The organism is Streptococcus sp. NLAE-zl-C503, from assembly GCF_900104285.1.
Lineage (GTDB): Bacteria > Bacillota > Bacilli > Lactobacillales > Streptococcaceae > Streptococcus.
Map to the genome: position 1 here is coordinate 393,290 of NZ_FNJT01000001.1, position 25,020 is coordinate 418,309.

Sequence of the window (25,020 nt, forward strand, 5' to 3'; positions counted from 1 at the left end):
GAGTTTGGAAAAGCTATCCAAGCTCATTTTCTTGTCTAGATATGAGGCGTTGTCTTCAGCTGATGAGAGAATCGCTTTCTAGACGTAACTAGTCTAGGAAAAGATATTTTCCCTAATTTCTGATATAATAGAAACATTGACTTCAAGAGTAAGGAAGAGAAAATGAACGCATTATTGAATGGAATGAATGACCGTCAAGCTGAGGCGGTACAAACGACCGAAGGTCCCTTATTGATTATGGCGGGGGCTGGTTCTGGGAAGACTCGTGTTTTAACTCACAGAATCGCCTACTTGATTGATGAAAAAATGGTTAATCCTTGGAATATCTTGGCCATTACCTTTACCAACAAGGCAGCGCGTGAGATGAAGGAGCGTGCTTATGGGCTCAATCCAGCAACTCAGGATTGTCTGATTGCGACTTTTCACTCCATGTGTGTTCGTATCTTGCGTCGCGATGCGGATCATATTGGCTACAATCGGAATTTCACCATTGTAGATCCTGGTGAACAACGTACCCTTATGAAACGCATTCTCAAGCAGTTAAACTTGGATCCGAAAAAATGGAATGAACGAACCATTTTGGGAACCATTTCCAATGCTAAGAATGACTTGATTGATGATGTGGCTTACGCTGCTCAAGCTGGCGATATGTACACGCAAATCGTGGCCAAGTGTTACACAGCTTATCAAAAGGAGCTTCGTCAATCTGAGTCGGTTGACTTTGATGATTTAATCATGTTGACCCTGCGTCTCTTTGATCAGAATCCTGACGTCTTGACCTACTATCAGCAGAAGTTCCAATACATCCACGTTGATGAGTACCAAGATACCAACCATGCCCAGTACCAACTGGTCAAACTCTTGGCATCACGCTTTAAAAATATCTGTGTGGTTGGGGATGCAGACCAGTCTATCTACGGTTGGCGTGGTGCTGATATGCAGAATATCTTAGATTTTGAGAAAGACTATCCCCAAGCCAAGGTGGTTTTGCTAGAGGAAAATTATCGTTCAACCAAAACCATTCTGCAAGCAGCCAACGATGTCATCAAAAACAATAAAAACCGTCGTCCTAAGAATCTCTGGACCCAGAATGCCGATGGAGAGCAGATTATTTACTATCGTGCAAATGACGAACAAGACGAGGCTGTTTTTGTAGCAAAAACCATCGATGAACTCGGTCGCAGCCAAAACTTCCTTCACAAAGACTTTGCAGTGCTTTACCGTACTAATGCGCAATCACGTACTATTGAGGAAGCCCTCCTCAAGTCCAATATCCCTTATACCATGGTTGGAGGGACCAAGTTCTACAGCCGTAAGGAAATCCGTGATATTATTGCCTATCTTAATCTTATTGCTAATTTGAGTGACAATATCAGTTTTGAGCGCATTATCAACGAACCGAAACGTGGAATTGGACCAGGAACCGTTGAGAAAATCCGCGACTTTGCTAACCTGCAAGACATGTCTATGCTAGATGCTTCAGCAAATATTATGTTGTCTGGTATCAAGGGGAAGGCGGCCCAATCTATCTGGGATTTTGCCAATATGATTCTGGATTTGCGCGAGCAACTGGATCAATTAACCATTACAGAGTTGGTTGAGGCCATCCTAGAAAAAACAGGCTATATCGATATTCTTAATGCCCAAGCGACCTTGGAAAGCAAGGCTCGGGTTGAAAATATCGAGGAATTCCTTTCTGTTACCAAGAACTTCGATGACAATCCTGATGGTCAAGAAGAAGAAACTGGTTTGGACAAACTCAGTCGTTTCTTGAATGACTTGGCTTTGATTGCAGACACAGATTCAGGTAGCCAGGAAACATCTGAGGTGACCTTAATGACCCTGCATGCTGCCAAAGGTCTCGAGTTCCCAGTTGTCTTTATCATTGGAATGGAGGAAAATGTCTTTCCGCTTAGCCGTGCGGCTGAAGATCCTGATGAGCTGGAAGAAGAACGCCGTCTGGCCTATGTGGGTATTACGCGTGCGGAGAAAATCCTCTATCTGACCAATGCCAACTCACGCTTGCTTTTCGGTCGTACAAACTATAATCGCCCAACCCGTTTTATCAATGAAATTAGCTCTGACTTGCTTGAGTATCAAGGTTTGGCTCGTCCGGCAAATACCAGTTTCAAGGCTTCTTATAGCAGTGGTGGGATTGCTTTCGGTCAAGGTATGAGCTTAGCTCAGGCCCTTCAAGAACGGAAACGCAATGCTGCGCCAAGCTCTATCCAGTCAAGCGGTCTCCCATTTGGACAGTTTGTAGCCGGAAATAAAAAAGATTCAAGCGATACAAATTGGTCTATTGGGGACATTGCTCTCCATAAAAAGTGGGGTGAAGGAACAGTCCTCGAAGTTTCGGGTAGTGGCGCTACTCAGGAACTAAAAATCAATTTCCCAGAAGTGGGTCTGAAAAAACTTCTAGCCAGTGTTGCCCCAATTGAGAAAAAAATCTAATTTTTCATCCTTCTCACGAATAATAAAGTGAGGAGGATTTTTATGTACAGTATTTCATTCCAAGAAGATTCACTTTTGCCTAGAGAAAGACTAGTTAAAGAAGGAGTAGAGGCTCTGAGCAATCAAGAATTGTTAGCGATTCTGCTCAGAACCGGAACGCGTCAGGCTAATGTATTTGAAATTGCTCAGAAAGTCTTGAACAGTTTGACCAGTCTAACTGATTTAAAGAAAATGACCCTGCAGGAATTGCAGAGTCTATCTGGTATTGGACGGATTAAGGCCATTGAACTACAAGCAGTGATTGAACTGGGGCATCGCATTCATAAACATGAAACCCTTGAGATGGAAAGTATTCTCAGCAGTCAAAAGCTAGCCAAGAAAATGCAACAGGAACTTGGCGACAAAAAACAAGAGCACCTAGTGGCGCTCTATCTCAATACTCAAAATCAAATCATTCATCAGCAAACCATCTTTATCGGATCTGCGACACGCAGTATTGCTGAACCGAGAGAAATCCTTCACTATGCTTTGAAGCATATGGCAACCTCGGTGATTCTCGTTCACAATCATCCATCTGGTGCTGTATCTCCTAGTCGAAATGACGACCATGTCACTAAGCTAGTAAAGGAAGCTTGCGAACTGATGGGGATCGTTCTCTTGGACCACCTGATTGTCTCTCATTCTGATTACTTTAGTTACCGTGAAAAGACGGATCTGATTTAAAGTTCGTTTACAACATAGTCAAATAGTGTTTTATCCTTGGGACGATTTTCAAATAGAAATTCAGGATGCCATTGGACACCAAGATAAGGAAAATCATCTGTAGTTGTGACTGCCTCGATAATCTTATCCTTGGGATCATAGGCCACAACCTTAAGATTAGGAGCTAGATCTTTAATACTCTGGTGGTGGAAGGAGTTGATATGAGAGATTTCTCCATAGATCTCTCGGAGAATTGTATCAGGCTCAGTCACGAGGCGTTGGGTCGTGTATTCGGCTGAACAGTCCTGCCAATGATCCTCAATATCTTGGTGAAGTGTGCCTCCCATAGCGACGTTGAAGAGCTGGGTACCCCGACAAACAGAGAAAATTGGTTTCTTCTGTTTGATCGCTTCTCTGATAAGGGCTAATTCAAATTCATCTCTTTGAAGATGGTAGTCATCACTGTCAATGGTTTTAGGCTGGCCATAGTATTTTGGATCAACATTTTGCCCACCTGTTAGGATGAGTTTGTCAATCATAGCGACGTAATGGCTTGCCATTTCTTGATCACCAATCGGTAGGATGATGGGAATTCCGCCAGCGTCCTTGACTCCTTCAACAAAACCTTTTGCCGCATAGCTCATCATGACATCATCATCTGGATGAGCTTTTTCATTTCCTGTAATCCCAATAACTGGTTTTTTCATAAATGCTTTCGCTTTCTAATCCTCTTTACGCATAAAATAGAGGAGAGTTTGGAGTTCGCTTGTCAAATCAACATACTGAACGACCACATCTTTTGGAAGGTGAAGGTGGACGGGCGAAAAACTGAGAATACCTTTTATACTTGCATCAACCAAAAGATTGGCAACTTCTTGTGATTTAACACTTGGAACAGTTAGGATAGCAGTTTTGACATCTGCTTCTTTGATCTTTTCTTTAATCTGAGAGATGCCATAGATTGGAATCCCGTCAGGTGTCTGGGTGCCAACTTCTGGATGGTCATCTAGGTCAAAGGCCATGATAATCTTCATCTTGTTGCGCTCATGGAAGCGGTAGTGGAGAAGGGCATGGCCCATATTTCCAATCCCAACCAGCATAACATTTGTAATTGAGTTATCATTTAGGAGATCAGCAAAAAAATTCATCAATTTTTTGACATCATAACCAAATCCACGTCTTCCTAGTTCACCAAAGTAGGAAAAATCACGACGGACAGTCGCAGAATCGATACCGATAGCCTCTGCAATTTGTTTGGAGTTGGCACGTTCGATTTTCTCGGCATGAAATCTCTTGAAAATTCGATAGTAAAGAGAGAGTCTTTTTGCTGTTGCTTTTGGAATAGCAGACTGTTTATCTTTCACAAAATCACAACCTTTCTATTCTTCTATTTTATAGAAACATTGTGAAAAAATCAACAAAAACAAGAAAAAACTAAGAGAATTCTTAGTTTTAATCTGAAAAATTAGTTTGTGATAAAAAACGGTAGAGATCGCCAACTAATCCTTGATAAATCACCTTATCATTCAGCGTTAAGGAGCTGATTAGGAGAGTGTCGGGCAGGGTAACACAGCCTGATAGTGATAGCATAAGCTCTTCGTAATCGGCAAATTCAAGTGTACGTTCTACTTGATAGCTATCTTTATATGTGAGACGATACATAGCAAACTATCTTTCTTCTTTTGTGAAGATTCCGCGTTCTACAAGACTGTCCATGAGGAAGTAGAATTTCTCTTGGTGGATATGGTGTTCTTCAGATTTAAAGATATTCACCAAACGAAGACCAGATTTGTCAGTGATGTTAAGCTTGGCTCCAGTAAGTTCCTTGTTAATGATAATTTTTAGTTGGAAACCTTCACCGCTGTTGGGAACTTTTTCAAGTAGACGAGTCAGTTCGTAGTTTCCGACTTTTGTTTCAAAGAAAGTATTGTCTTTTAGTGTAAACTTTCTTACAGATGGACTAAGTGTATAGTCGTAGCGGCAGTTTTGTAGTTTAATGGTTTTTTCGAATGCCATTAGGTTAATCTCCAATAATATTTTTTAAGGTTTGTGCCAGTTGTTTCAGTTCGTTCTCGGTATTAAGAGGAGAAAGACTGATACGGATAGACTCTTTTAAACGATGGGAATCAGACCCATAAAAAGCTTCTAGGACATGGCTCGTTTGCACAATACCAGCAGTACAAGCAGAACCAGTTGAGATTGAAATTCCTTCAAGGTCTAACCGTAGCAAGAGCAAATCATTTTTTTGACCAGGGAAGCCAATGTTGAAAACATAAGGAAGCTGGTGTTGGCTTTCATTGAGATAGTAGTTGAGACCTGCAATTTCTTCTAGAAAAGCAGATTTGAGTGCACTTAGTTTTTGGTAATGGTCAGCCTGATAATCCAAGTCTTCTTTGAGAGCAGCAACCATGCCTACAATAGCAGCAAGGTTTTCTGTTCCAGCCCGTTTCTTTTGTTCTTGGTCCCCACCGTGAAGATAGGAATCAAAGTCCATAGACGAAGCGTAAAGAAAACCAATTCCTTTTGGTCCATGGAATTTATGAGCAGAAGCGCTAAGGAAATCAATTCCTAATTCTTCTGGATGGATAGGGATTTTCCCGATAGCTTGAACAGCATCAACATGATAAGCAGTAGGATGGTCTTTTAAAATATGTCCAATTTCAGCGATAGGTAAGAGACTGCCCGTTTCATTATTGGCATACATAGTAGAAACTAGGATGGTATCGTCACGTAAGGCTTCTTGAATCTGCCCCGCTGTAATCTCTTGATTTACTGGTTGGACGATTGTCGCTTCAAAGCCAAAATGTTGAACTAGATAATCAATGGTTTCAAGCACAGAATGGTGTTCAATAGCTGTCGTGATGATATGTTTTCCACGTTTTTGATGACGGAGACAATAGCCAATGATGGCTGTATTGTTACTTTCTGTACCGCCAGACGTAAAAAAGATATGTTGAGGTTTGGTTCCTAGTAAGTGAGCCAACTCCTGACGGGCTTCACGGAGCAGTTTGCCAGCATGGCGACCATGACTGTGAATACTTGAAGGATTGCCATGGATTTCCTGCATGACCTTGGTCATTTCTGCGATAGCTACTGCTGACATTGGAGTAGTGGCAGCATTGTCCAAATAAATCAAAGAATCACCTTATTCCTTTTTATTATATGCAAAGAGTGGGCTAACTGGTTTTCTTTCGTGGATACGGACGATGGCATCACCAATCAATTCGCTAGCAGTAATGTAGCACACATTTTTCGGAGTTCTTTCTTTTGTGGCTACTGAGTCTGTCACAAGGATTTCTTTGATGTTAGTAGCATCAAGAAGGTCAGCAGCGCCTTCTACAAAGAGACCATGACTGGATACCGCATAGATTTCAGTTGCACCTTCACGCTCAACGATTTTGGCTGCTTCTGAGAAAGTACGCCCAGTATTTAGGATATCGTCAATCAAGATGGCCTTCTTGCCTTCAACATCACCGATGATATAACCTTGGCTACGCTCTGAATCGTCTTGAGCATAGTCGATGATTGCGATTGGTGCATCTAAATATTCAGCTAAGCTGCGGGCACGTTTGACACCAGAATTTTTTGGACTAACAACAACCACATCTGATCCCAGCAACCCTTTATCGCTGTAGTGTTTAGCAAAGAGAGGAATTGTATAGAGGTTATCTACCGGAATATCAAAGAAACCTTGAACCTGAACAGCGTGCAAATCAAGAGTTAGAACACGACTTACACCAGCCTTGACAAGCATATTGGCAACCAGTTTTGCAGTGAGGGGTTCGCGAGAAGAAGCGATACGATCCTGACGAGCATAACCAAAGTAAGGAAGGACAACGTTGATACTATGAGCACTTGCACGTACACAAGCATCAACCATGATTAACAACTCCATCAAGTGGTTGCTAACGGGGTAGCTGGTTGATTGGATGATGTAGACATCGTAACCACGGACACTCTCTTCAATGTTGACCTGGATTTCACCATCAGAAAATTGGCGAGAAGATAATTTTCCGAGAGGTACCCCAACCGTTTCTGCGATTTTTTGTGCAATTTCATGATTGGAATTAAGTGCAAAAAGTTTCATGTTGTTTCTATCTGACATTATAGACCGTCCTCTGTAAACTCTAAATATTTTATCTCCATTATTTTACCAGAAAATGGAGATTATTTCAGCATTTTTTCATGCTTTTAATAAAACGAATTAATTTTGAAGGAGCTTTTTGGTAAGTGATATTATTTTCTGAAAGAAATTGCTGAAAATCTCGTTTTCCTTTCTCGTGATCAGTAACTTCTAGCTCCAGTTCGTAGTCTGTATGATCAAAGTAGTGGCTTTCATCTAGTGCCATTAGACCAATCGACGTTTCCATTTCGTAACGAATAGTTGCAAGACAACCCAGAACAAACCAGTCTTGGCTTAGAATACCAAGCTTAGCAAGTTCCTCTAGAACGAGTCCTTGAGGAAGTATTTGTTTTTCTAGGTAAGATTCAGCCTCTGGAAGATTCAGTTTCTGATTGTATTCCATATTTCCTACAATTTGTGGCACCTTCAAGGTCAACTCCGCCCAATCTGAAAAGGTGCGAATGCGCATGGCAACCTTTTTTTCACGCAATTGAAAATCAGGTGTATCAATGTAGTAGTTTTTCTGAAGGACGGGTTGGATATGGGAAAACTGTTTTTTTAGATGATCATATTCCTCTTTTTTCAGTAGTGTTTTCAGTTCAATTTCTAAATGTTTCATTTTTCTAACCTTTTTTCTATCTTTGAAAGCGATTTATGGTATAATGGACAATGTATTTATTGTATATGATTGTAGTGAAAAAATCAAAAATTTTCAATAACACAATCACATACCAAAAGGGAGAAAATATGACCATAGAATGGGAAGAATTTTTAGATCCTTACATTCAAGCTGTTGGTGAATTGAAGATTAAACTTCGTGGGATTCGCAAACAATATCGTAAACAAAACAAGCACTCTCCGATTGAGTTTGTTACTGGACGGGTGAAGCCGATCGAAAGTATTAAGGAAAAAATGAATCGTAGAGGGATTGGCTATGATACTTTGGAACATGACTTGCAGGATATCGCGGGTTTGCGGGTCATGGTGCAGTTCGTCGATGATGTTCAGGAAGTTGTTGCGATTTTACGCAAACGCCATGATATGAGAGTAGTACAGGAACGTGACTACATCACTCATCGTAAGGCTTCGGGTTATCGCTCCTATCATGTGGTGGTAGAGTATACAGTTGACACCATCAGTGGTGTTAAGACGATTCTGGCTGAAATTCAAATCCGGACCTTGGCTATGAATTTCTGGGCTACGATTGAGCATTCGCTCAATTATAAGTATCAGGGGGATTTCCCAGAGGAGATCAAGAAACGCTTGGAAATTACTGCCAAAATTGCTCATCAACTAGATGAAGAAATGGGGAAGATTCGAGATGACATTCAGGAAGCGCAGGCGCTCTTTGATCCTTTAAGTAGAAAACTAAACGATGGTGTAGGAAATAGTGACGATACAGATGAAGAATACAGGTAAACGAATTGATCTGATTGCAAATAGAAAACCGCAGAGTCAAAAGGTTTTGTATGAGCTGAAAAATCAGTTGAAAAAACATCATTTTATACTCAACGACACCAATCCTGACATCGTCATATCAATTGGTGGGGATGGGATGCTTTTGTCTGCCTTTCACAAGTACGAGAATCAGTTAGATAAAGTTCGATTTATTGGCGTACATACAGGACACTTGGGATTTTACACGGATTACCGCGACTTTGAGCTGGACCAGTTGGTTACCAATCTCCAACTAGATACTGGTGCCAAGGTTTCCTATCCTGTTTTGAATGTCAAGGTGACACTTGAAAACGGAGAAGTTAAGACCTTCCGTGCATTAAACGAGGCCAGCATCCGTCGATCGGATCGCACCATGGTTGCGGATATCATCATTAACCATGTTCCGTTTGAGCGATTTCGAGGAGATGGAGTAACTGTTTCAACGCCGACTGGAAGCACTGCCTATAACAAGTCCTTGGGGGGAGCTGTCTTGCATCCTACTATTGAGGCTTTGCAACTGACTGAAATTGCGAGTCTCAACAACCGAGTTTATCGAACCCTAGGTTCTTCAATCATCGTTCCGAAGAAAGATAAAATTGAGCTTTTACCGACTCGTAATGACTACCACACGCTATCGGTTGACAATAGTATCTATTCTTTCCGAAATATAGAACGGATTGAGTACCAAATCGACCATCACAAGATACACTTCGTAGCGACGCCAAGTCACACTAGTTTCTGGAATCGCGTCAAAGATGCCTTCATCGGCGAGGTGGACGAATGAGGTTTGAATTTATAGCAGATGAACATGTCAAAGTCAAAACCTTTCTTAAGAAACACGAGGTTTCTAAAGGACTTTTGGCTAAGATAAAGTTTCGAGGTGGGGCTATTTTGGTCAACGACCAACCTCAAAATGCGACTTATCTCTTAGATGTTGGAGACAGGGTGACCATCGATATTCCAGCAGAGGAAGGGTTTGAGAGCCTTGAAGCTATTGATCGACCACTGGATATCTTGTATGAGGATGACCATTTTCTGGTTTTGAATAAGCCTTATGGAGTAGCCTCTATTCCTAGTGTTAATCATTCTAATACCATTGCCAATTTTATCAAGGGCTACTATGTCAAGCGGGAATATGAAAATCAGCAGGTTCACATCGTGACCAGGCTTGATAGAGATACATCTGGTTTGATGCTCTTTGCCAAGCACGGCTATGCTCATGCACGTTTAGACAAGCAACTGCAACGAAAGTCTATCGAAAAAAGGTATTTTGCTTTGGTTAAAGGAGCTGGTGTTTTGGATCCTGAAGGGGAAATTATTGCCCCGATTGCGCGTGATGTGGACTCCATTATCACGAGACGGGTCGCCAAGGGTGGGAAATACGCCCATACGTCTTATAAAGTCGTAGCGTCTTATGGAGATATTTATCTAGTCGACATTCGCCTGCATACTGGTCGAACTCATCAGATCCGAGTGCATTTTTCTCATATTGGCTTCCCCTTGTTGGGAGATGATCTCTATGGTGGTAGCCTAGAAGATGGCATTCAACGTCAGGCCCTGCATTGCCATTCCTTATCATTTTATCATCCCTTCTTAGGGCATCAGCTGGAGCTGGAAAGCCCTTTGCCAGATGATTTTAACAATCTTATCACTCAGTTATCAACTAATACTCTTTAAAATCTATTTTGAGTATAATTAATTATCTTAAAGGAGAAACTCATGGAAGTTTTTGAAAGTCTCAAAGCCAGTTTAGTTGGCAAAAATGCTCGTATTGTTCTACCTGAAGGGGAAGAACCCCGTATCCTTCAAGCGACAAAACGCTTGGTAAAAGAAACAGAAGTTGTTCCTGTTTTACTTGGAAATCCTGCAAAAATTAAAATTTATCTTGAAATCGAAGGGATCATGGATGGTTATGAAGTGATTGATCCCCAACACTATCCTCAATTTGAAGATATGGTGGTTGCACTTGTAGAACGTCGTAAAGGAAAAATGTCAGAAGAAGAAGCGCGCCAGATCTTGCTAAAAGATGTTAACTACTTTGGTGTTATGCTTGTCTATATGGGCTTGGTAGATGGAATGGTATCGGGTGCCACTCATTCAACCGCTGCAACTGTTCGTCCAGCACTTCAAATCATTAAAACACGACCAAATGTTACACGGACATCAGGTGCCTTTCTTATGGTACGTGGTACAGAACGTTACTTGTTTGGTGACTGTGCCCTCAACATCAATCCAGATGCGGAAGCTTTGGCTGAAATTGCTATCAACTCAGCGATTACTGCAAAAATGTTTGGAATTGAACCCAAAATCGCTATGTTGAGTTATTCTACAAAAGGCTCTGGTTTTGGTGATAGTGTTGACAAGGTGGTTGAAGCAACTAAACTGGCACATGATTTACGTCCTGACCTTGAGATTGATGGAGAATTGCAATTTGACGCAGCCTTTGTCCCAGAAACAGCAGCCCTAAAAGCTCCAAAAAGCAATGTGGCAGGTCAAGCAAATGTCTTCATTTTCCCAGGTATCGAAGCAGGTAATATTGGTTATAAGATAGCTGAACGTCTAGGTGGTTTTGCGGCTGTCGGTCCCGTTTTACAAGGATTGAATAAACCAGTCAACGATCTATCACGTGGATGTAACCCAGATGATGTTTATAAATTAACTCTCATCACAGCAGCTCAGGCGATCAATCAATAAAGAAATGGAGTCTCTTCCTCTCGTAGAAGAGGCTTTTTTAGCGCTAAGAAAAGGACAGTTAGGAGCTTCTATGTTATACTAGATATATGTTAGATTTGAAAGAATACGGTGTTGATATGTGGCCAGAGGAGAAGATTTCCTCTTTCCGCGAGAAACTCCTCAACTGGTACGATGAAAACAAACGGGATTTACCCTGGCGTAGAAGTAAAAATCCTTATCATATCTGGGTTTCTGAAATTATGCTCCAGCAGACTAGGGTAGACACAGTTATTCCTTACTATGAACGATTCTTGGACTGGTTTCCAACTGTTGAAAGTTTGGCTAATGCGCCTGAAGAACGTTTGTTGAAAGCATGGGAGGGTTTGGGCTATTATTCCCGCGTACGCAATATGCAGGCCGCAGCCCAGCAGATTATGGCTGACTTTGGTGGTCAATTTCCAAACACTTATGATGGAATTTCCAGTCTGAAAGGGATTGGTCCTTATACTGCGGGAGCAATTTCCAGTATCGCTTTTAATTTACCCGAGCCAGCAGTTGATGGCAACGTCATGCGAGTTTTGTCTCGCTTGTTTGAGGTCAATCATGATATCGGAGTTCCTAGCAATCGAAAGATTTTCCAAGCAATGATGGAAATCTTGATTGATCCAGAACGGCCGGGTGACTTTAACCAAGCTTTGATGGATTTGGGTTCTGACATAGAGGCGCCAGTTAATCCTCGACCAGAAGAAAGCCCTGTTAAGGACTTTAGTGCTGCATATCAGAATGGCACAATGGATATTTATCCGATTAAAGAACCCAAGAAAAAGCCTCTCCCAATCTATCTCAAGGCTTTGGTTGTGCGCAATGCTCAAGGTCAATATCTACTTGAGAAAAACGAAAGTGAGAAACTGCTAGCTGGTTTTTGGCATTTTCCCTTGATAGAAGTAGAGGAGTTTTCACGGGAAGAGGAACAGCTGAATCTGTTTGCTCAGGTCGCTGAAAAAAGCGTTACTTTCGGTCCAACACCCCAAGAAAGTTTTGAGCAAGATTATGATTTAGAAGTTGATTGGTCCCATCAAGTATTTGATCAAGTCAAGCATGTCTTTAGTCATCGGAAATGGCATATTCAAATCCTAGCGGGTCAGGTGACAGAATCAAAACAGTTTTCTGACAGAGAAATTCGCTGGGTTTCTTCTCAGGAATTTTCTGATTATCCATTTGCTAAACCTCAACAAAAGATTTGGCAGGCTTATAAAACAGTTCTTGAAGATGAGGGCTGGAATTAGCCATTTGTGCCTTCTTTACATTTTTTTGTTATAATAGATAGAGAAAAGGTGAACATATGAAAAAAATATTAGTTGTAGATGATGAGAAACCAATCTCAGATATTATTAAGTTCAATATGACCAAGGAAGGCTATGAGGTTGTAACAGCCTTTAACGGTAGAGAAGCTATCGAGCTATTTGAGGCAGAGCAACCAGATATTATTATTCTAGACTTGATGCTACCTGAAATTGATGGTTTAGAAGTAGCCAAAGCCATTCGTAAGACGAGTAGTGTGCCTATCATTATGCTCTCAGCCAAGGATAGTGAGTTTGACAAGGTTATTGGTTTGGAGTTAGGTGCAGATGATTATGTCACAAAGCCTTTCTCAAACCGTGAATTGCAAGCTCGTGTGAAGGCTTTACTCCGTCGTACAGACCTCGCTTCAGCTGATAGTCAAGAGTCTGACGAAAAGAAATCCCAACCCCTACAGATTGGCGATTTGGAAATTCTGCCGGACGCTTACGTAGCCAAAAAATACGGTGAGGAATTAGATTTGACTCACCGTGAATTTGAACTTTTGTACCACTTGGCCTCTCATATTGGTCAAGTCATTACTCGTGAACACTTACTTGAGACTGTTTGGGGCTATGATTATTTTGGTGATGTTCGTACAGTAGACGTGACCATCCGACGTTTGCGTGAAAAAATTGAAGACACTCCAAGCCGTCCAGAATACATCCTAACACGTCGTGGTGTGGGGTACTATATGAGAAATAATGATTGAAGATATTAGACAAACGATTCTGACCAGTGATTTTATCTTTATCCTGATTTTACTTGGCTTTATCTTGGTGGTAACCTTGTTGTTACTAGAAAATCGTCGGGATAATGTTCGTCTAAAGCAGATTAATCAAAAGATTAAAGATTTGATTGCAGGGGATTATTCTCGAGTTTTGGATATGCAAGGAAGCTCTGAAATCACCAACATCACCAATAACCTCAATGATTTGTCTGAGGTCATTCGTTTAACGCAGGAAAATCTGGAGCAAGAAACAAAAAGGCTTAACAGTATTCTTTCTTATATGACAGATGGAGTTCTTGCAACCAATCGCCGTGGTCAGATTACCATGATTAACGATATGGCTAAGAAACAGCTGGGTATCGTAAAAGAAGAAGCATTGAACAAAAGCATCCTAGAATTGCTTAAGATAGAGGATGAATATGAACTGCGTGACCTCATTACACAGATTCCTGAATTGATGATTGATTCCCAAAATGCTAATGGAGAATATCTTAGTCTTCGTGTGCGTTTTGCACTCATTCGTCGTGAGTCTGGATTCATCTCTGGTTTGGTTGCCGTTTTGCACGATACGACTGAACAGGAGAAGGAAGAGCGTGAGCGGAGACTCTTTGTTTCTAACGTCAGCCATGAGTTGAGGACTCCTTTGACGAGTGTTAAATCTTATCTTGAAGCCTTAGACGAGGGAGCCTTGTATGATCCTGTAGCCCCTGATTTTATCAAGGTTTCGCTCGATGAAACCAACCGCATGATGCGAATGGTGACAGATCTTTTGCATCTCTCTCGTATTGATAATGCGACCACTCGGTTGGATGTGGAATTGATTAATTTTACAGCCTTCATCACCTTTATCCTCAATCGCTTTGATAAGATGAGGAGCCAGGATGAAGAGAAAAAATATGAGCTGGTTAGAGATTACCCAATCAATTCAGTTTGGATCGAGATTGATACCGATAAGATGACCCAGGTGATTGATAATATTCTTAACAATGCTATCAAGTACTCACCAGATGGTGGGAAAATTACTGTCAGCATGAAAACCACTGAAGACCAGATGATTCTATCTATCAAAGACCAAGGTCTAGGTATTCCAAAACAAGATTTGCCGAAAATATTTGATCGTTTCTACCGTGTGGATCGTGCAAGAAGCCGGGCTCAAGGTGGAACTGGGTTAGGTCTAGCCATCGCCAAAGAAATCATCAAACAACATAATGGCTTTATTTGGGCCAAAAGTGAATACGGTAAGGGGTCAACCTTTACCATCGTGCTCCCTTATGATAAGGATGCCGTAAAAGAAGAAGTCTGGGAGGATGAAGTAGAAGACTAGAATGAGTGAAATAGGCTTTAAATACAGTATTTTAGCATCAGGTTCCAGTGGAAATTCCTTTTATCTGGAAACGCCAAAAAAGAAGATATTAGTGGATGCAGGCTTGTCTGGTAAGAAAATTACAAGCCTCTTGAGCGAAATCAATCGCAAGCCTGAAGATTTGGATGCGATTTTGATTACGCATGAGCATTCAGACCATATTCATGGAGTCGGTGTCTTGGCTCGCAAATATGGCATGGATCTTTATGCCAATGAAAAAACTTGGCAGGCTATGGAAAATAGCAAGTACCTCGGTAAGGTGGACTCATCGCAGAAGCACATTTTTGAGATGGGTAAAACCAAAACCTTTGGCGATATCGACATTGAAAGTTTTGGGGTCAGCCACGATGCGGCAGCACCCCAGTTTTACCGCTTTATGAAAGACGACAAGAGCTTTGTCATGCTGACCGATACAGGTTATGTTAGTGACCGTATGGCAGGAATTGTCGAGAATGCTGACGGTTACCTCATCGAGTCCAACCACGATGTGGAGATTTTGCGAGCAGGTTCTTACGCTTGGCGACTCAAACAGCGAATCCTATCTGATCTTGGTCACCTCTCTAACGAAGACGGTGCTGAGGCCATGATTCGTGCAATGGGAAATCGGACTAAGAAAATCTACCTTGGACATTTGTCTAAGGAGAACAATATCAAAGAACTGGCTCATATGACCATGGTCAATCAGCTAGCCCAAGCTGATTTGGGTGTAGGAGTAGACTTTAAGGTTTACGACACTTCCCCAGACACCGCAACTCCACTGACAGATATATAAAAAAGAAGGCGGGGGCCTTCTTTTCTTATGTATTTATCAGAGATTTAGTGTGGTATAATGATTAAAAATATATAGGAGTAATATTGTGAAGAAAAAATGGTTATTTAGAGATTACTATGATACAACGATTATCATTCTAGCACTGATATCGGTTGTTCTAGTCTTGCTTGGATTTGCGGAAATGATTGATTTGGACAATCCTCCCTACAGCATCATTGATTTAGTGATTTGGTTTGTTTTTGTGGTAGATTATGGTTGGCGGTTCTTTTCAAGCCAAGGAAAATGGCGATTTATCCTTGAAAATATCTTTGACTTGTTAGCTATCCTTCCTTTAAATGCTATTTTTACAGTATTTCGATTAGGGCGTATCTTCCGCTTAGCAAGACTGACAAAATTACTGAAACTCACTCGTCTTTTAAGAATCGTTGGTTTGACTGGAAAGTTGGAAAAGAAGGTTAGCAAACTCTTACGAACAAATGGCTTACTTTATATTTTCTATCTCAATTCTTTTATTGTACTGGTAGGGAGTTCAATTTTATCTGTTGTTGAAGAAAAGTCTTTCTCTGATAGTCTTTGGTGGGCGCTTGTAACGGTAACAACTGTTGGTTATGGTGATATTGTTCCTACTTCCATTTTTGGGAAGTGGTTAGCAGTTTTACTGATGCTTATCGGTATTGGAACAATAGGGATGTTAACAAGTGCCTTGACGAATTTTTTTGTAAAGGATAATCAAGATAATCAGATACAATTTGAAAAACTACAAGATCAATTACATAGTCAAAAAATATTACTAGAGAAGCAATCTGAGAAAATCGAAGAACTGCATCGGATGATACAAGATTTGCTTGAAAAAATATAGTTTTGACCATACAAAAAGCCACTCGAAGAGTGGTTTTTTACAATCCTGCAAATTCTTTGATTTCTTGTGCTGACATGGAAGAGTCGCAACGGACATTGATTTGGCCATCAGCAACATGAACGAATCCCGGAACAGTTGGGATACCATAACGTGAACGGAAATCTTGCAAAGTATTGAGTTGGCTAGGTTCTTCGCTATTGATGAAGTAGATATGTGCTTTAGTTTCAGCTACGACACCTGCCAATGTGCCAGCAAATTTACGGCAGTAAGGGCAAGTTTTACGACCAATAAAGAAGGTTGCAGTTTCTTTTTTATCAAGAGCTTCTTGCGCACGCGCAACTGTAGTGACTTCAAGGTCTTTGATGTTATCTAAAAATTGTTCCATGAGATTACCTCGCTTTCATTGATAAGTCTAGTATGCCATAAAGTTCCTAAAATTGCTTAGATTTGATACGAAAAAAAGATGAGATTGGCTGGTCTCATCTTTTATAGATTTTTATTTTACAAAAGCATTGATTTCTGCTTCGATGTTAGCAATCTTAGCTTGTGATTCTTCGTTACTTTCACCCACAACGGCAATGTAGAATTTGATTTTTGGTTCAGTACCTGAAGGGCGAACGGCAATCCATGAACCGTCAGCAAGTGTGTATTTCAAAACATCACTTGGAGGAGTTGTCAAGTTTGTAACAGTACCGTCAGCAGCAGTAGCAGTTTGTGCCTTGAAGTCTTCTACGACAGTGATAGCTGTTGCGTTCCATTCTTTTGGAGCATTGTTACGGAATTTAGCCATAATTGCTTTGATTTGTTCAGCTCCATCAACCCCTGAGAGAGTTACAGAGATAGTCTTTTCAGCGTAGTAACCATACTCTTTGTAGATTTCTTCGATACCGTCTGCAAGTGTCAAACCACGTGAACGGTAGTAGGCAGCAAGTTCAGCAACGACAAGAACGGCTTGGATAGCGTCTTTATCACGTACGAATGGTTTAATCAAGTAACCGAAGCTTTCTTCAAATCCCATCATGTAAGTGTGATTGTGTTTTTCTTCGAATTCTTGGATTTTTTCAGCTATAAATTTGAAACCAGTCAAGACGTTGAACATGGTTGCGCCGTAGCTTTCAGCAATCTTCGTTACCAAGTCAGTTGATACGATGGATTTGCAGAGAGCAGCATTTTCAGGAAGAGTACCAGCATTTTTGTGGGCTTCCAAGATGTATTTTGCCATGATGGCACCGATTTGGTTACCTGAAAGGTTGAGGTAGCTACCATCTTTTTGAAGAACTTCAACACCAACACGGTCAGCATCAGGGTCAGTTGCGACAAGCACATCAGCACCAACTTTACATCCGAGTTCTTCTGCAAGTGCAAAGGCTGCTTGGCTTTCTGGGTTAGGAGACTTAACAGTTGAGAAGTCAGGGTCTGGAGTTGCTTGCGCTTCCACGACTTGAACTGAGTCAAATCCTGCTTGAGCAAGAGCGCGACGAGCCAACATTTCACCAGTACCATGAAGTGGTGTGTAGACAATCTTCATGTCTTTACCAAATTCTTCGATCAAGGCTGGGTTGATGTTAACATCTTTGACTTCTTTAAGGTATTCTACATCGACAGCTTCACCAATGACTTCAATCAAGCCAGAAATTTTTTCAGCTTCCACATCAGCAACTTCAACTGCGAATGGATTTTCGATTGCACGGATGTAAGTTGTCAAAGCATCCGCATCATGAGGGGGCATTTGTCCACCGTCTTCACCGTAAACCTTGTAACCGTTAAATGGAGCAGGGTTGTGACTGGCGGTAATCATGATACCTGCGAAACAGTTGAGGTGACGAACAGCGAATGAAAGTTCTGGAGTTGGACGGAGGCTTTCAAATACGTAAGATTTGATACCATGTTTAGCAAGAACTGCAGCAGATTCAAAGGCAAATTCTGGAGAGAAGTGGCGGCTATCGTATGCAATCGCCACACCGCGTTCTTTTTCATTCCCACCTTTTGACTCAATCAAACGAGCCAAACCTTCAGTTGCTTGACGAACAACATAGATATTGATGCGGTTTGTACCAGCTCCGATCAATCCACGCATACCAGCAGTACCAAATTCAAGATTGGTATAGAAGGCATCTTCCTTTGTTTTTTCATCCATATTTTCCAAATCTTGACGAAGGTAGTCTGGAAGGTCAGCAAAATCGACCCATTTTTGATAATTTTCTTGGTAAGTCATAAAGTGTCTCCTTTTTTGTAAATTCTTTTAATCGCTTTCATTATATCACGATTTATCATTTTAGTAAAACGTTAGCATAACTTTCTGAAAAAGCTTGAAATGAAATGGATTCTATAGTCTTGAACCCCTTAGGGAAACATGCTATACTACCTATATGATTATTTTACAAGCCAATAAAATTGAACGTTCTTTTGCAGGCGAGCTTTTGTTTGATAATATAAACCTGCAAGTAGATGAACGAGACCGGATTGCCCTCGTTGGGAAAAATGGAGCGGGTAAGTCTACTCTTTTGAAGATTTTGGTTGGAGAAGAGGAGCCAACTAGTGGGGAAATCAATAAGAAAAAAGATATTTCTCTGTCTTATCTAGCCCAAGATAGCCGATTTGAGTCTGAGAATACCATCTACGATGAAATGCTCCATGTCTTTGATGATTTGCGTCAGACTGAGAAACAACTTCGTCAGATGGAACTGGAGATGGGTGAAAAGTCTGGCGCTGAATTGGACAAACTGATGGCGGATTATGATCGTTTGTCAGAGAATTTTCGTCAGGCTGGTGGCTTTACCTACGAAGCTGATATCCGTGCTATCTTAAATGGATTCAAGTTTGACGAATCTATGTGGCAGATGAAAATTGCCGAGCTTTCTGGTGGTCAAAATACTCGTCTGGCACTGGCTAAAATGCTCCTTGAAAAGCCCAATCTCTTGGTCTTGGACGAGCCGACTAACCACTTGGATATTGAAACCATTGCCTGGCTAGAGAATTACTTGGTGAACTATAGCGGTGCACTCATTATTGTTAGCCACGACCGTTATTTTTTGGATAAGGTTGCTACGATTACGCTCGATTTGACCAAGCATTCTTTAGACCGTTATGTGGGAAATTACTCTCGTTTCGTTGAACAAAAAGAGCAAAAGCTAGCAACGGAAGCTAAGAACTATGAAAAGCAGCAGAAGGAAATCGCTGCTCTGGAAGACTTTGTCAATCGTAATCTAGTACGAGCTTCGACAACCAAACGTGCCCAATCTCGGCGTAAGCAACTGGAAAAAATGGAGCGTTTGGACAAGCCAGAAGCTGGTGAGAAATCAGCCAACATGACCTTTCAATCTGAAAAAACGTCTGGGAATGTTGTCCTGACAGTTGAAAATGCAGCCATTGGCTATGATGGGGAAATACTCTCAGAGCCAATCAATCTCGACCTCCGTAAGATGAATGCTGTTGCCATCGTAGGACCAAATGGTATTGGTAAGTCAACCCTTATCAAGTCTATCGTGGACCAGATTCCTTTTATCAAAGGAGAGAAGCGTTTTGGTGCCAATGTTGAGGTCGGCTACTATGACCAGACTCGAAGCAAGTTGACACCAAGTAATACTGTTCTGGATGAACTTTGGAATGATTTTAAACTGACACCAGAAGTTGAAATCCGTAACCGTCTTGGCGCTTTCCTCTTCTCAGGGGATGATGTTAAAAAATCAGTTGGAATGCTGTCTGGTGGCGAGAAAGCTCGTTTGCTTCTTGCAAAACTTTCAATGGAAAATAATAACTTCCTGATTTTGGACGAACCGACCAACCACTTGGATATTGATAGCAAGGAAGTGCTAGAAAATGCCTTGATAGACTTTGATGGAACCCTTCTGTTTGTCAGTCACGACCGTTACTTTATCAATCGTGTAGCCACTCATGTCTTGGAATTGTCTGAGAATGGTTCGACTCTTTACTTGGGAGATTACGACTACTATGTTGAGAAGAAAGCAGAAGTAGAAGCGAGTCAGAATGAAGAACATTCAACTAGTAATCAAGAAAAAGAAACAAGTCCAGCTAATGACTACCAAGCCCAGAAAGAAAGTCAGAAAGAAGCCCGTAAGCTCATGCGACAAATCGAAAATCTAGAAGCTGAAATCGAAACGTTAGAAAACCAAAGTCAAGCCATCTCTGAACAAATGTTGGAAACCAACGATGCCGAAAAACTCATGGAATTGCAGACTGAACTAGACAAAATCAGCCATCGTCAGGAAGAGGCTATGCTTGAATGGGAAGAATTATCGGAGCAGGTGTAAAGATGGAACATCTTGGAAAGGTATTTCGTGAATTTCGAACAAGTGGGAAGTACTCCTTGAAAGAGGCGGCAGGTGAATCATGTTCAACATCTCAATTATCTCGCTTCGAACTTGGAGAGTCTGATCTAGCAGTTTCTCGTTTCTTTGAGATTTTGGATAATATTCATGTGACTATTGAAAATTTCATGGACAAGGCTAGGGATTTTCAAAATCATGAACATGTTGCCTTGATGGCGCAGATTATTCCGCTTTATTACTCAAATGATATTGCAGGTTTTCAACAGCTTCAAAAGGAACAACTTGAGAAAGCAAAGAGTTCGACCAATCCCCTCTATTTTGAGCTGAATTGGATTCTGCTACAAGGACTGATTTGCCAAAGAGATGCTCGTTACACGATGAGGCAGAGTGATTTGGAAAAGGTAGCAGATTATCTTTTCCAAACAGAAGAATGGACTATGTATGAGTTGATTCTTTTCGGGAATCTCTATACTTTCTACAATGTGGACTATGTGGCTCGGATTGGCAGAGAAGTCATGGAGCGAGAAGAGTACTACAAAGAAATTGGTCGGCATCGAAAACTTGTTTTGATTCTAGCTCTTAACTGTTATCAGCATTGTTTGGAAAATCATTCCTTTACGGACGCGGACTATTTTGAGGGTTATGTAGAGAAGCTGATTGGAAATGGTATCAAGCTTTATGAGCGCAATATCTTCCATTATCTCAAGGGTTTTGCCCTCTACCAGAGAGACTTGAAAGAAGAAGGTTGTAGTCAGATGCAGGAAGCCATGCATATTTTTGATGTACTTGGACTTCCAGAGCAAGTGGCTTACTATCAGGAACATTATGAAAAATTTGTAAATCCTTAAATTTCCCAAATAAGGGAAAATAGAAGGGACTCCTTTCAGTTTTGATACAATAGTTTCAAAATTTGAGAGGAGCTTTTTATATGAATCGACATGCAATCCAGTTGATTAGTCGTGGGGCTATTAATAAAATAGGGAATATGCTCTATGACTATGGAAACAGTGTTTGGTTGGCATCGATGGGGACGATAGGACAGACTGTTCTTGGAATTTATCAAATTTCTGAGTTGGTTACATCGATTCTGGTCAATCCCTTTGGCGGAGTGATTTCAGACCGCTTTTCGCGTCGCAAAATTTTGATGACGACAGACTTGATTTGCGGTATTCTCTGTTTAGCTATTTCTTTCATCAGAAATGATAGCTTGATGATTGCTGCTCTGATTTTTGCAAATATTGTTCAGGCGGTTGCCTTTGCATTTTCTCGTACAGCCAATAAAGCCATTATAACTGAGGTTGTAGAAAAAGACGAGATTGTAACCTATAATGCTCGCTTAGAGCTCGTTTTGCAGGTTGTGGGTGTTAGCTCCCCTGTACTTTCTTTCCTTGTTTTACAATTTGCCAGTCTCCATATGACGCTCATTTTAGATGCCATTAGTTTTTTTATCGCATTTACCTTAGTAGCTTTCCTTCCCCAAAAAGAGACTCAGGAACAAGAGAAAAAGACTTTTAGCTGGAAAAATATTCTTTCTGATATGAAAGAAGGAATTCGCTATATTTGGCGCCAGCAAGAGATCTTTTTCCTTTTGTTAGTAGCTTCCAGTGTTAATTTCTTTTTTGCAGCCTTTGAATTTCTCCTCCCCTTTTCAAATCGACTTTACGGGGTAGAAGGAGCTTATGCAACTATTTTAACTATGGGCGCTATTGGTTCCATTGTGGGAGCTCTTCTAGCTAGTAAAATAAAGGCAAATGTTTATAATCTTTTGATTCTATTGGCTTTGACTGGAGTTGGAGTTTTTATGATGGGATTACCACTGCCAACTTTTCTTTCCTTTTCTGGAAATTTAGTTTGTGAACTGTTTATGACGATTTTTAATATTCACTTTTTTACTCAGGTGCAAACCAAGGTTAAGGGGGAATACTTGGGGAGAGTGCTAAGTACAATTTTTACCTTAGCCATCCTATTTATGCCGATTGCAAAAGGCTTTATGACGGTGCTACCAAGTGTTCATCTCTCTTCTTTCCTGATAATTGGGAGCGGGGTTATTGCCCTGTCTTGTTTATCCCTCGTTTATGTACGAAGTCATTTTAAAAAAGAGTTATAATTTCTCTTTTTTAGAAAATATTTCTCCACAATCCATTTTTCAGTCCTTCTCTATTGTGAGGAGGGCTTGATTTATGGTAGAATAGTTTTATGAATGAAAGAATGAATGAGTTAGTTGCCTTGCTCAACCGCTATGCGACCGAGTACTATACGAGTGATAATCCCTCGGTGTCAGATAGCGAGTATGATCGCCTCTACCGAGAGTTGGTCGAGTTGGAAGCTGCCTATCCAGATCAAGTTTTAGCAGACAGTCCGACCCATCGCGTTGGTGGTAAGGTTTTAGATGGTTTTGAAAAATACAGTCATCAGTATCCTCTTTATAGTTTGCAGGATGCTTTTTCACGTGAAGAGTTAGAGGCTTTTGATGCGCGTGTTCGTAAGGAGTTAGCCCATCCCACTTATATCTGTGAGCTAAAAATCGATGGTTTGTCTATCTCGCTAACTTATGAAAAGGGGATTTTGGTTGTCGGTGCGACACGTGGGGATGGTTCTGTTGGTGAAAATATCACAGAAAATCTCAAGCGTGTCAAGGACATTCCTTTGACCTTGCCAGAAGAACTAGATATCACCGTTCGTGGAGAGTGTTACATGCCACGCGCTTCGTTTGATCAAGTCAACCAAGCCCGCCAAGAAAATGGGGAACCTGAATTTGCCAATCCTCGTAACGCAGCAGCAGGCACCTTGCGTCAGTTGGATACGGCAGTAGTTGCCAAACGCAATCTTGCGACTTTTCTCTATCAAGAAGCTAGTCCTTCTACTCGAGATAGTCAAGAAAAAGTCTTGAAGCATCTTGAACAGCTTGGTTTTGTGGTTAATCCTAAACGAATATTGACTAAAAGTATAGATGAGATATGGGACTTTATCCAAGAAGTTGGACAAGAACGGGACAATTTACCTTATGACATTGATGGAGTGGTAATCAAGGTCAATGACCTTGCAGGTCAAGAAGAGCTTGGCTTTACCGTTAAAGCACCCAAGTGGGCAGTTGCCTATAAATTTCCTGCTGAGGAAAAAGAAGCCCAACTACTCTCAGTTGACTGGACAGTAGGTCGTACGGGTGTTGTGACCCCAACTGCCAATCTAACACCTGTTCAGCTTGCTGGGACCACTGTTAGTCGTGCAACACTGCACAACGTAGATTATATCGCCGAAAAGGATATCCGCAAAGATGATACAGTTATCGTTTATAAGGCGGGAGACATCATCCCTGCTGTTTTGCGTGTGGTAGAGTCTAAGCGTGTTTCTGAAGAAAAACTAGATATTCCGACTAACTGTCCAAGTTGTGACAGTCACTTGCTTCACTTTGAAGATGAAGTGGCTCTTCGTTGTATCAATCCTCGCTGTCCTGCCCAAATCATGGAAGGTTTGATTCACTTTGCTTCTCGAGATGTCATGAATATTACAGGACTTGGTCCATCTATCGTTGAAAAGCTTTTTGCTGCCAATTTAGTCAAGGATGTGGCGGATATTTACCGTTTGAAAGAAGATGATTTCCTCCTTTTAGAAGGTGTTAAGGAAAAGTCAGCCTCAAAACTGTATCAGGCTATTCAAGCATCTAAGGAAAACTCTGCTGAAAAGCTCTTGTTTGGTCTGGGAATTCGCCATGTCGGAAGTAAGGCTAGTCAGCTCTTGCTCCAACACTTCCACTCTATTGAAAATTTAGCTCAGGCTGATCCAGATGAAGTGGCAAGTATCGAAAGCTTGGGTGGTGTGATTGCCCAAAGCCTTCAGACCTATTTTGCTACAGAAGGGTCTAAGATTCTTTTAGACGAGTTGAAAGAAGCTGGAGTCAATCTGGATTACAAAGGACAGACGGTAGTAGCAGATGCAGCCTTGTCAGGTTTGACCGTTGTACTGACAGGAAAATTGGAACGTCTCAAACGCTCAGAAGCAAAAAGTAAACTCGAAAGTCTTGGTGCCAAAGTCACAGGCAGTGTTTCTAAGAAAACGAATCTTGTCGTAGCAGGAGCAGATGCAGGAAGCAAGCTTCAAAAAGCACAGGAACTTGGTATCGAAGTTCGAGATGAAGCTTGGCTAGAAAGTTTGTAAAGAATAGTTGAAAACTAGGTGTTAGATAGTCTCAAACTATCTCTCCTGATGTGTTTTGACATGGTTAAAATCTGTTGTCCATCGTGATGAAATGCCAACTGAATCCATCAGAATCAAATGAAATT

Annotated in this window: 24 protein-coding genes; 15 read left to right on the forward strand and 9 right to left on the reverse strand. The window is 41.1% G+C overall.

What is annotated here, in order from left to right; all coding sequences use genetic code 11:
- Positions 1 to 162: 162 nt before the first annotated feature.
- Together pcrA and radC are read left to right on the forward strand one after the other, a co-directional pair.
- Entirely contained in the window at positions 163 to 2,454 is a 2,292-nt protein-coding gene (gene pcrA / locus BLS46_RS01910) for a DNA helicase PcrA (RefSeq protein WP_093585246.1), read from the forward strand.
- 42 nt (positions 2,455 to 2,496) lie between these two features.
- Positions 2,497 to 3,177, forward strand: a complete 681-nt coding sequence (gene radC, locus BLS46_RS01915) for a RadC family protein (protein WP_093585249.1) — start codon at positions 2,497 to 2,499, stop codon at positions 3,175 to 3,177.
- On the opposite strand, the gene BLS46_RS01920 is transcribed toward radC, so the two are convergent.
- From BLS46_RS01920 to BLS46_RS01950, 7 genes are all read right to left on the reverse strand, one after another.
- Positions 3,174 to 3,863: a gamma-glutamyl-gamma-aminobutyrate hydrolase family protein gene (locus BLS46_RS01920; protein WP_093585252.1), complete on the reverse strand. Its 690-nt coding sequence runs from the start codon at positions 3,861 to 3,863 to the stop codon at positions 3,174 to 3,176. The two genes, radC and BLS46_RS01920, sit on opposite strands and share 4 nt — an antisense overlap.
- Positions 3,864 to 3,878: 15 nt before the next feature.
- Positions 3,879 to 4,520 carry a redox-sensing transcriptional repressor Rex gene (locus tag BLS46_RS01925; RefSeq protein WP_093585255.1) on the reverse strand — a complete coding sequence of 214 codons (642 nt, stop codon included), beginning with the start codon at positions 4,518 to 4,520 and terminating at the stop codon, positions 3,879 to 3,881.
- Positions 4,521 to 4,608: 88 nt separating this feature from the next.
- Entirely contained in the window at positions 4,609 to 4,818 is a 210-nt protein-coding gene (locus BLS46_RS01930; RefSeq protein ID WP_093585258.1) for a DUF4649 family protein, read from the reverse strand.
- A gap of 6 nt (positions 4,819 to 4,824) precedes the next feature.
- A complete protein-coding gene (locus BLS46_RS01935; RefSeq protein ID WP_093585261.1) occupies positions 4,825 to 5,172 on the reverse strand; it encodes a DUF1831 domain-containing protein in 348 nt (115 codons plus the stop codon).
- Positions 5,173 to 5,176: 4 nt separating this feature from the next.
- Complete coding sequence (locus tag BLS46_RS01940; RefSeq protein WP_093585264.1) at positions 5,177 to 6,292, reverse strand: cysteine desulfurase family protein; 1,116 nt, start codon at positions 6,290 to 6,292, stop codon at positions 5,177 to 5,179.
- Between the two features lie 9 nt (positions 6,293 to 6,301).
- On the reverse strand, positions 6,302 to 7,261 hold the full coding sequence (locus BLS46_RS01945) for a ribose-phosphate diphosphokinase (protein WP_001283842.1): 960 nt from the start codon (positions 7,259 to 7,261) through the stop codon (positions 6,302 to 6,304).
- Between the two features lie 67 nt (positions 7,262 to 7,328).
- Complete coding sequence (locus BLS46_RS01950) at positions 7,329 to 7,898, reverse strand: CYTH domain-containing protein (RefSeq protein WP_093585267.1); 570 nt, start codon at positions 7,896 to 7,898, stop codon at positions 7,329 to 7,331.
- 128 nt (positions 7,899 to 8,026) lie between these two features.
- Here BLS46_RS01950 and BLS46_RS01955 point away from each other — a divergent pair, with 128 nt between their 5' ends.
- From BLS46_RS01955 to BLS46_RS01995, 9 genes are all read left to right on the forward strand, one after another.
- Positions 8,027 to 8,698, forward strand: coding sequence for a GTP diphosphokinase (locus BLS46_RS01955; RefSeq protein WP_061416815.1), 672 nt, complete (start codon positions 8,027 to 8,029; stop codon positions 8,696 to 8,698).
- The gene (locus tag BLS46_RS01960) at positions 8,682 to 9,500 is read left to right on the forward strand and encodes an NAD kinase (protein WP_000799045.1); all 819 of its coding nucleotides are present in this window, start codon (positions 8,682 to 8,684) and stop codon (positions 9,498 to 9,500) included. The genes BLS46_RS01955 and BLS46_RS01960 overlap by 17 nt, the downstream gene beginning before the upstream one ends.
- The gene (locus BLS46_RS01965) at positions 9,497 to 10,393 is read left to right on the forward strand and encodes an RluA family pseudouridine synthase (protein WP_093585270.1); all 897 of its coding nucleotides are present in this window, start codon (positions 9,497 to 9,499) and stop codon (positions 10,391 to 10,393) included. Before BLS46_RS01960 ends, BLS46_RS01965 begins: the two co-directional genes overlap by 4 nt.
- A 42-nt stretch (positions 10,394 to 10,435) precedes the next feature.
- Positions 10,436 to 11,410, forward strand: coding sequence for a phosphate acetyltransferase (gene pta, locus BLS46_RS01970; RefSeq protein WP_093585273.1), 975 nt, complete (start codon positions 10,436 to 10,438; stop codon positions 11,408 to 11,410).
- Positions 11,411 to 11,496: 86 nt separating this feature from the next.
- Positions 11,497 to 12,675, forward strand: a complete 1,179-nt coding sequence (gene mutY, locus BLS46_RS01975) for an A/G-specific adenine glycosylase (RefSeq protein WP_093585276.1) — start codon at positions 11,497 to 11,499, stop codon at positions 12,673 to 12,675.
- A 56-nt stretch (positions 12,676 to 12,731) separates the two neighbouring features.
- Positions 12,732 to 13,439: a response regulator YycF gene (gene yycF, locus BLS46_RS01980; protein WP_093585279.1), complete on the forward strand. Its 708-nt coding sequence runs from the start codon at positions 12,732 to 12,734 to the stop codon at positions 13,437 to 13,439.
- Positions 13,432 to 14,781: a cell wall metabolism sensor histidine kinase VicK gene (gene vicK, locus BLS46_RS01985; protein ID WP_093585282.1), complete on the forward strand. Its 1,350-nt coding sequence runs from the start codon at positions 13,432 to 13,434 to the stop codon at positions 14,779 to 14,781. Before yycF ends, vicK begins: the two co-directional genes overlap by 8 nt.
- Before the next feature lies 1 nt (position 14,782).
- Entirely contained in the window at positions 14,783 to 15,592 is an 810-nt protein-coding gene (locus tag BLS46_RS01990; protein WP_001289488.1) for an MBL fold metallo-hydrolase, read from the forward strand.
- 85 nt (positions 15,593 to 15,677) lie between these two features.
- On the forward strand, positions 15,678 to 16,451 hold the full coding sequence (locus BLS46_RS01995; protein ID WP_093585285.1) for a potassium channel family protein: 774 nt from the start codon (positions 15,678 to 15,680) through the stop codon (positions 16,449 to 16,451).
- 37 nt (positions 16,452 to 16,488) lie between these two features.
- On the opposite strand, the gene BLS46_RS02000 is transcribed toward BLS46_RS01995, so the two are convergent.
- Positions 16,489 to 16,836, reverse strand: coding sequence for a DUF6568 family protein (locus BLS46_RS02000; protein ID WP_093585288.1), 348 nt, complete (start codon positions 16,834 to 16,836; stop codon positions 16,489 to 16,491).
- Between the two features lie 111 nt (positions 16,837 to 16,947).
- Positions 16,948 to 18,666: a phospho-sugar mutase gene (locus BLS46_RS02005; RefSeq protein ID WP_093585291.1), complete on the reverse strand. Its 1,719-nt coding sequence runs from the start codon at positions 18,664 to 18,666 to the stop codon at positions 16,948 to 16,950.
- A 154-nt stretch (positions 18,667 to 18,820) separates the two neighbouring features.
- Between BLS46_RS02005 and BLS46_RS02010 the strand changes: the two genes are divergently transcribed.
- The 4 genes from BLS46_RS02010 (at position 18,821) to ligA (ending at position 24,895) form a co-directional block, all read left to right on the forward strand.
- Positions 18,821 to 20,722, forward strand: coding sequence for an ABC transporter ATP-binding protein (locus tag BLS46_RS02010; protein ID WP_093585294.1), 1,902 nt, complete (start codon positions 18,821 to 18,823; stop codon positions 20,720 to 20,722).
- A gap of 2 nt (positions 20,723 to 20,724) precedes the next feature.
- A complete protein-coding gene (locus BLS46_RS02015; protein WP_180364046.1) occupies positions 20,725 to 21,588 on the forward strand; it encodes an Rgg family transcriptional regulator in 864 nt (287 codons plus the stop codon).
- A gap of 80 nt (positions 21,589 to 21,668) precedes the next feature.
- Complete coding sequence (locus BLS46_RS02020; protein ID WP_093585300.1) at positions 21,669 to 22,847, forward strand: MFS transporter; 1,179 nt, start codon at positions 21,669 to 21,671, stop codon at positions 22,845 to 22,847.
- An 89-nt stretch (positions 22,848 to 22,936) separates the two neighbouring features.
- A complete protein-coding gene (gene ligA / locus BLS46_RS02025) occupies positions 22,937 to 24,895 on the forward strand; it encodes an NAD-dependent DNA ligase LigA (protein WP_093585303.1) in 1,959 nt (652 codons plus the stop codon).
- Positions 24,896 to 25,020 lie beyond the last annotated feature (125 nt).

Coding starts and splice junctions, on each gene's coding strand:
- mutY (WP_093585276.1), top strand. CDS start 11,497: ATGTTAGATTTGAAAGAATACGGTGTTGATATGTGGCCAGAGGAGAAG.
- BLS46_RS01965 (WP_093585270.1), top strand. CDS start 9,497: ATGAGGTTTGAATTTATAGCAGATGAACATGTCAAAGTCAAAACCTTT.
- BLS46_RS02015 (WP_180364046.1), top strand. CDS start 20,725: ATGGAACATCTTGGAAAGGTATTTCGTGAATTTCGAACAAGTGGGAAG.
- pcrA (WP_093585246.1), top strand. CDS start 163: ATGAACGCATTATTGAATGGAATGAATGACCGTCAAGCTGAGGCGGTA.
- BLS46_RS01935 (WP_093585261.1), bottom strand. CDS start 5,172: ATGGCATTCGAAAAAACCATTAAACTACAAAACTGCCGCTACGACTAT.
- radC (WP_093585249.1), top strand. CDS start 2,497: ATGTACAGTATTTCATTCCAAGAAGATTCACTTTTGCCTAGAGAAAGA.
- BLS46_RS02005 (WP_093585291.1), bottom strand. CDS start 18,666: ATGACTTACCAAGAAAATTATCAAAAATGGGTCGATTTTGCTGACCTT.
- BLS46_RS02020 (WP_093585300.1), top strand. CDS start 21,669: ATGAATCGACATGCAATCCAGTTGATTAGTCGTGGGGCTATTAATAAA.
- BLS46_RS02000 (WP_093585288.1), bottom strand. CDS start 16,836: ATGGAACAATTTTTAGATAACATCAAAGACCTTGAAGTCACTACAGTT.
- BLS46_RS01950 (WP_093585267.1), bottom strand. CDS start 7,898: ATGAAACATTTAGAAATTGAACTGAAAACACTACTGAAAAAAGAGGAA.
- ligA (WP_093585303.1), top strand. CDS start 22,937: ATGAATGAAAGAATGAATGAGTTAGTTGCCTTGCTCAACCGCTATGCG.
- BLS46_RS01930 (WP_093585258.1), bottom strand. CDS start 4,818: ATGTATCGTCTCACATATAAAGATAGCTATCAAGTAGAACGTACACTT.
- BLS46_RS01990 (WP_001289488.1), top strand. CDS start 14,783: ATGAGTGAAATAGGCTTTAAATACAGTATTTTAGCATCAGGTTCCAGT.
- BLS46_RS01945 (WP_001283842.1), bottom strand. CDS start 7,261: ATGTCAGATAGAAACAACATGAAACTTTTTGCACTTAATTCCAATCAT.
- BLS46_RS02010 (WP_093585294.1), top strand. CDS start 18,821: ATGATTATTTTACAAGCCAATAAAATTGAACGTTCTTTTGCAGGCGAG.
- BLS46_RS01955 (WP_061416815.1), top strand. CDS start 8,027: ATGACCATAGAATGGGAAGAATTTTTAGATCCTTACATTCAAGCTGTT.
- yycF (WP_093585279.1), top strand. CDS start 12,732: ATGAAAAAAATATTAGTTGTAGATGATGAGAAACCAATCTCAGATATT.
- BLS46_RS01920 (WP_093585252.1), bottom strand. CDS start 3,863: ATGAAAAAACCAGTTATTGGGATTACAGGAAATGAAAAAGCTCATCCA.
- pta (WP_093585273.1), top strand. CDS start 10,436: ATGGAAGTTTTTGAAAGTCTCAAAGCCAGTTTAGTTGGCAAAAATGCT.
- BLS46_RS01960 (WP_000799045.1), top strand. CDS start 8,682: ATGAAGAATACAGGTAAACGAATTGATCTGATTGCAAATAGAAAACCG.
- vicK (WP_093585282.1), top strand. CDS start 13,432: ATGATTGAAGATATTAGACAAACGATTCTGACCAGTGATTTTATCTTT.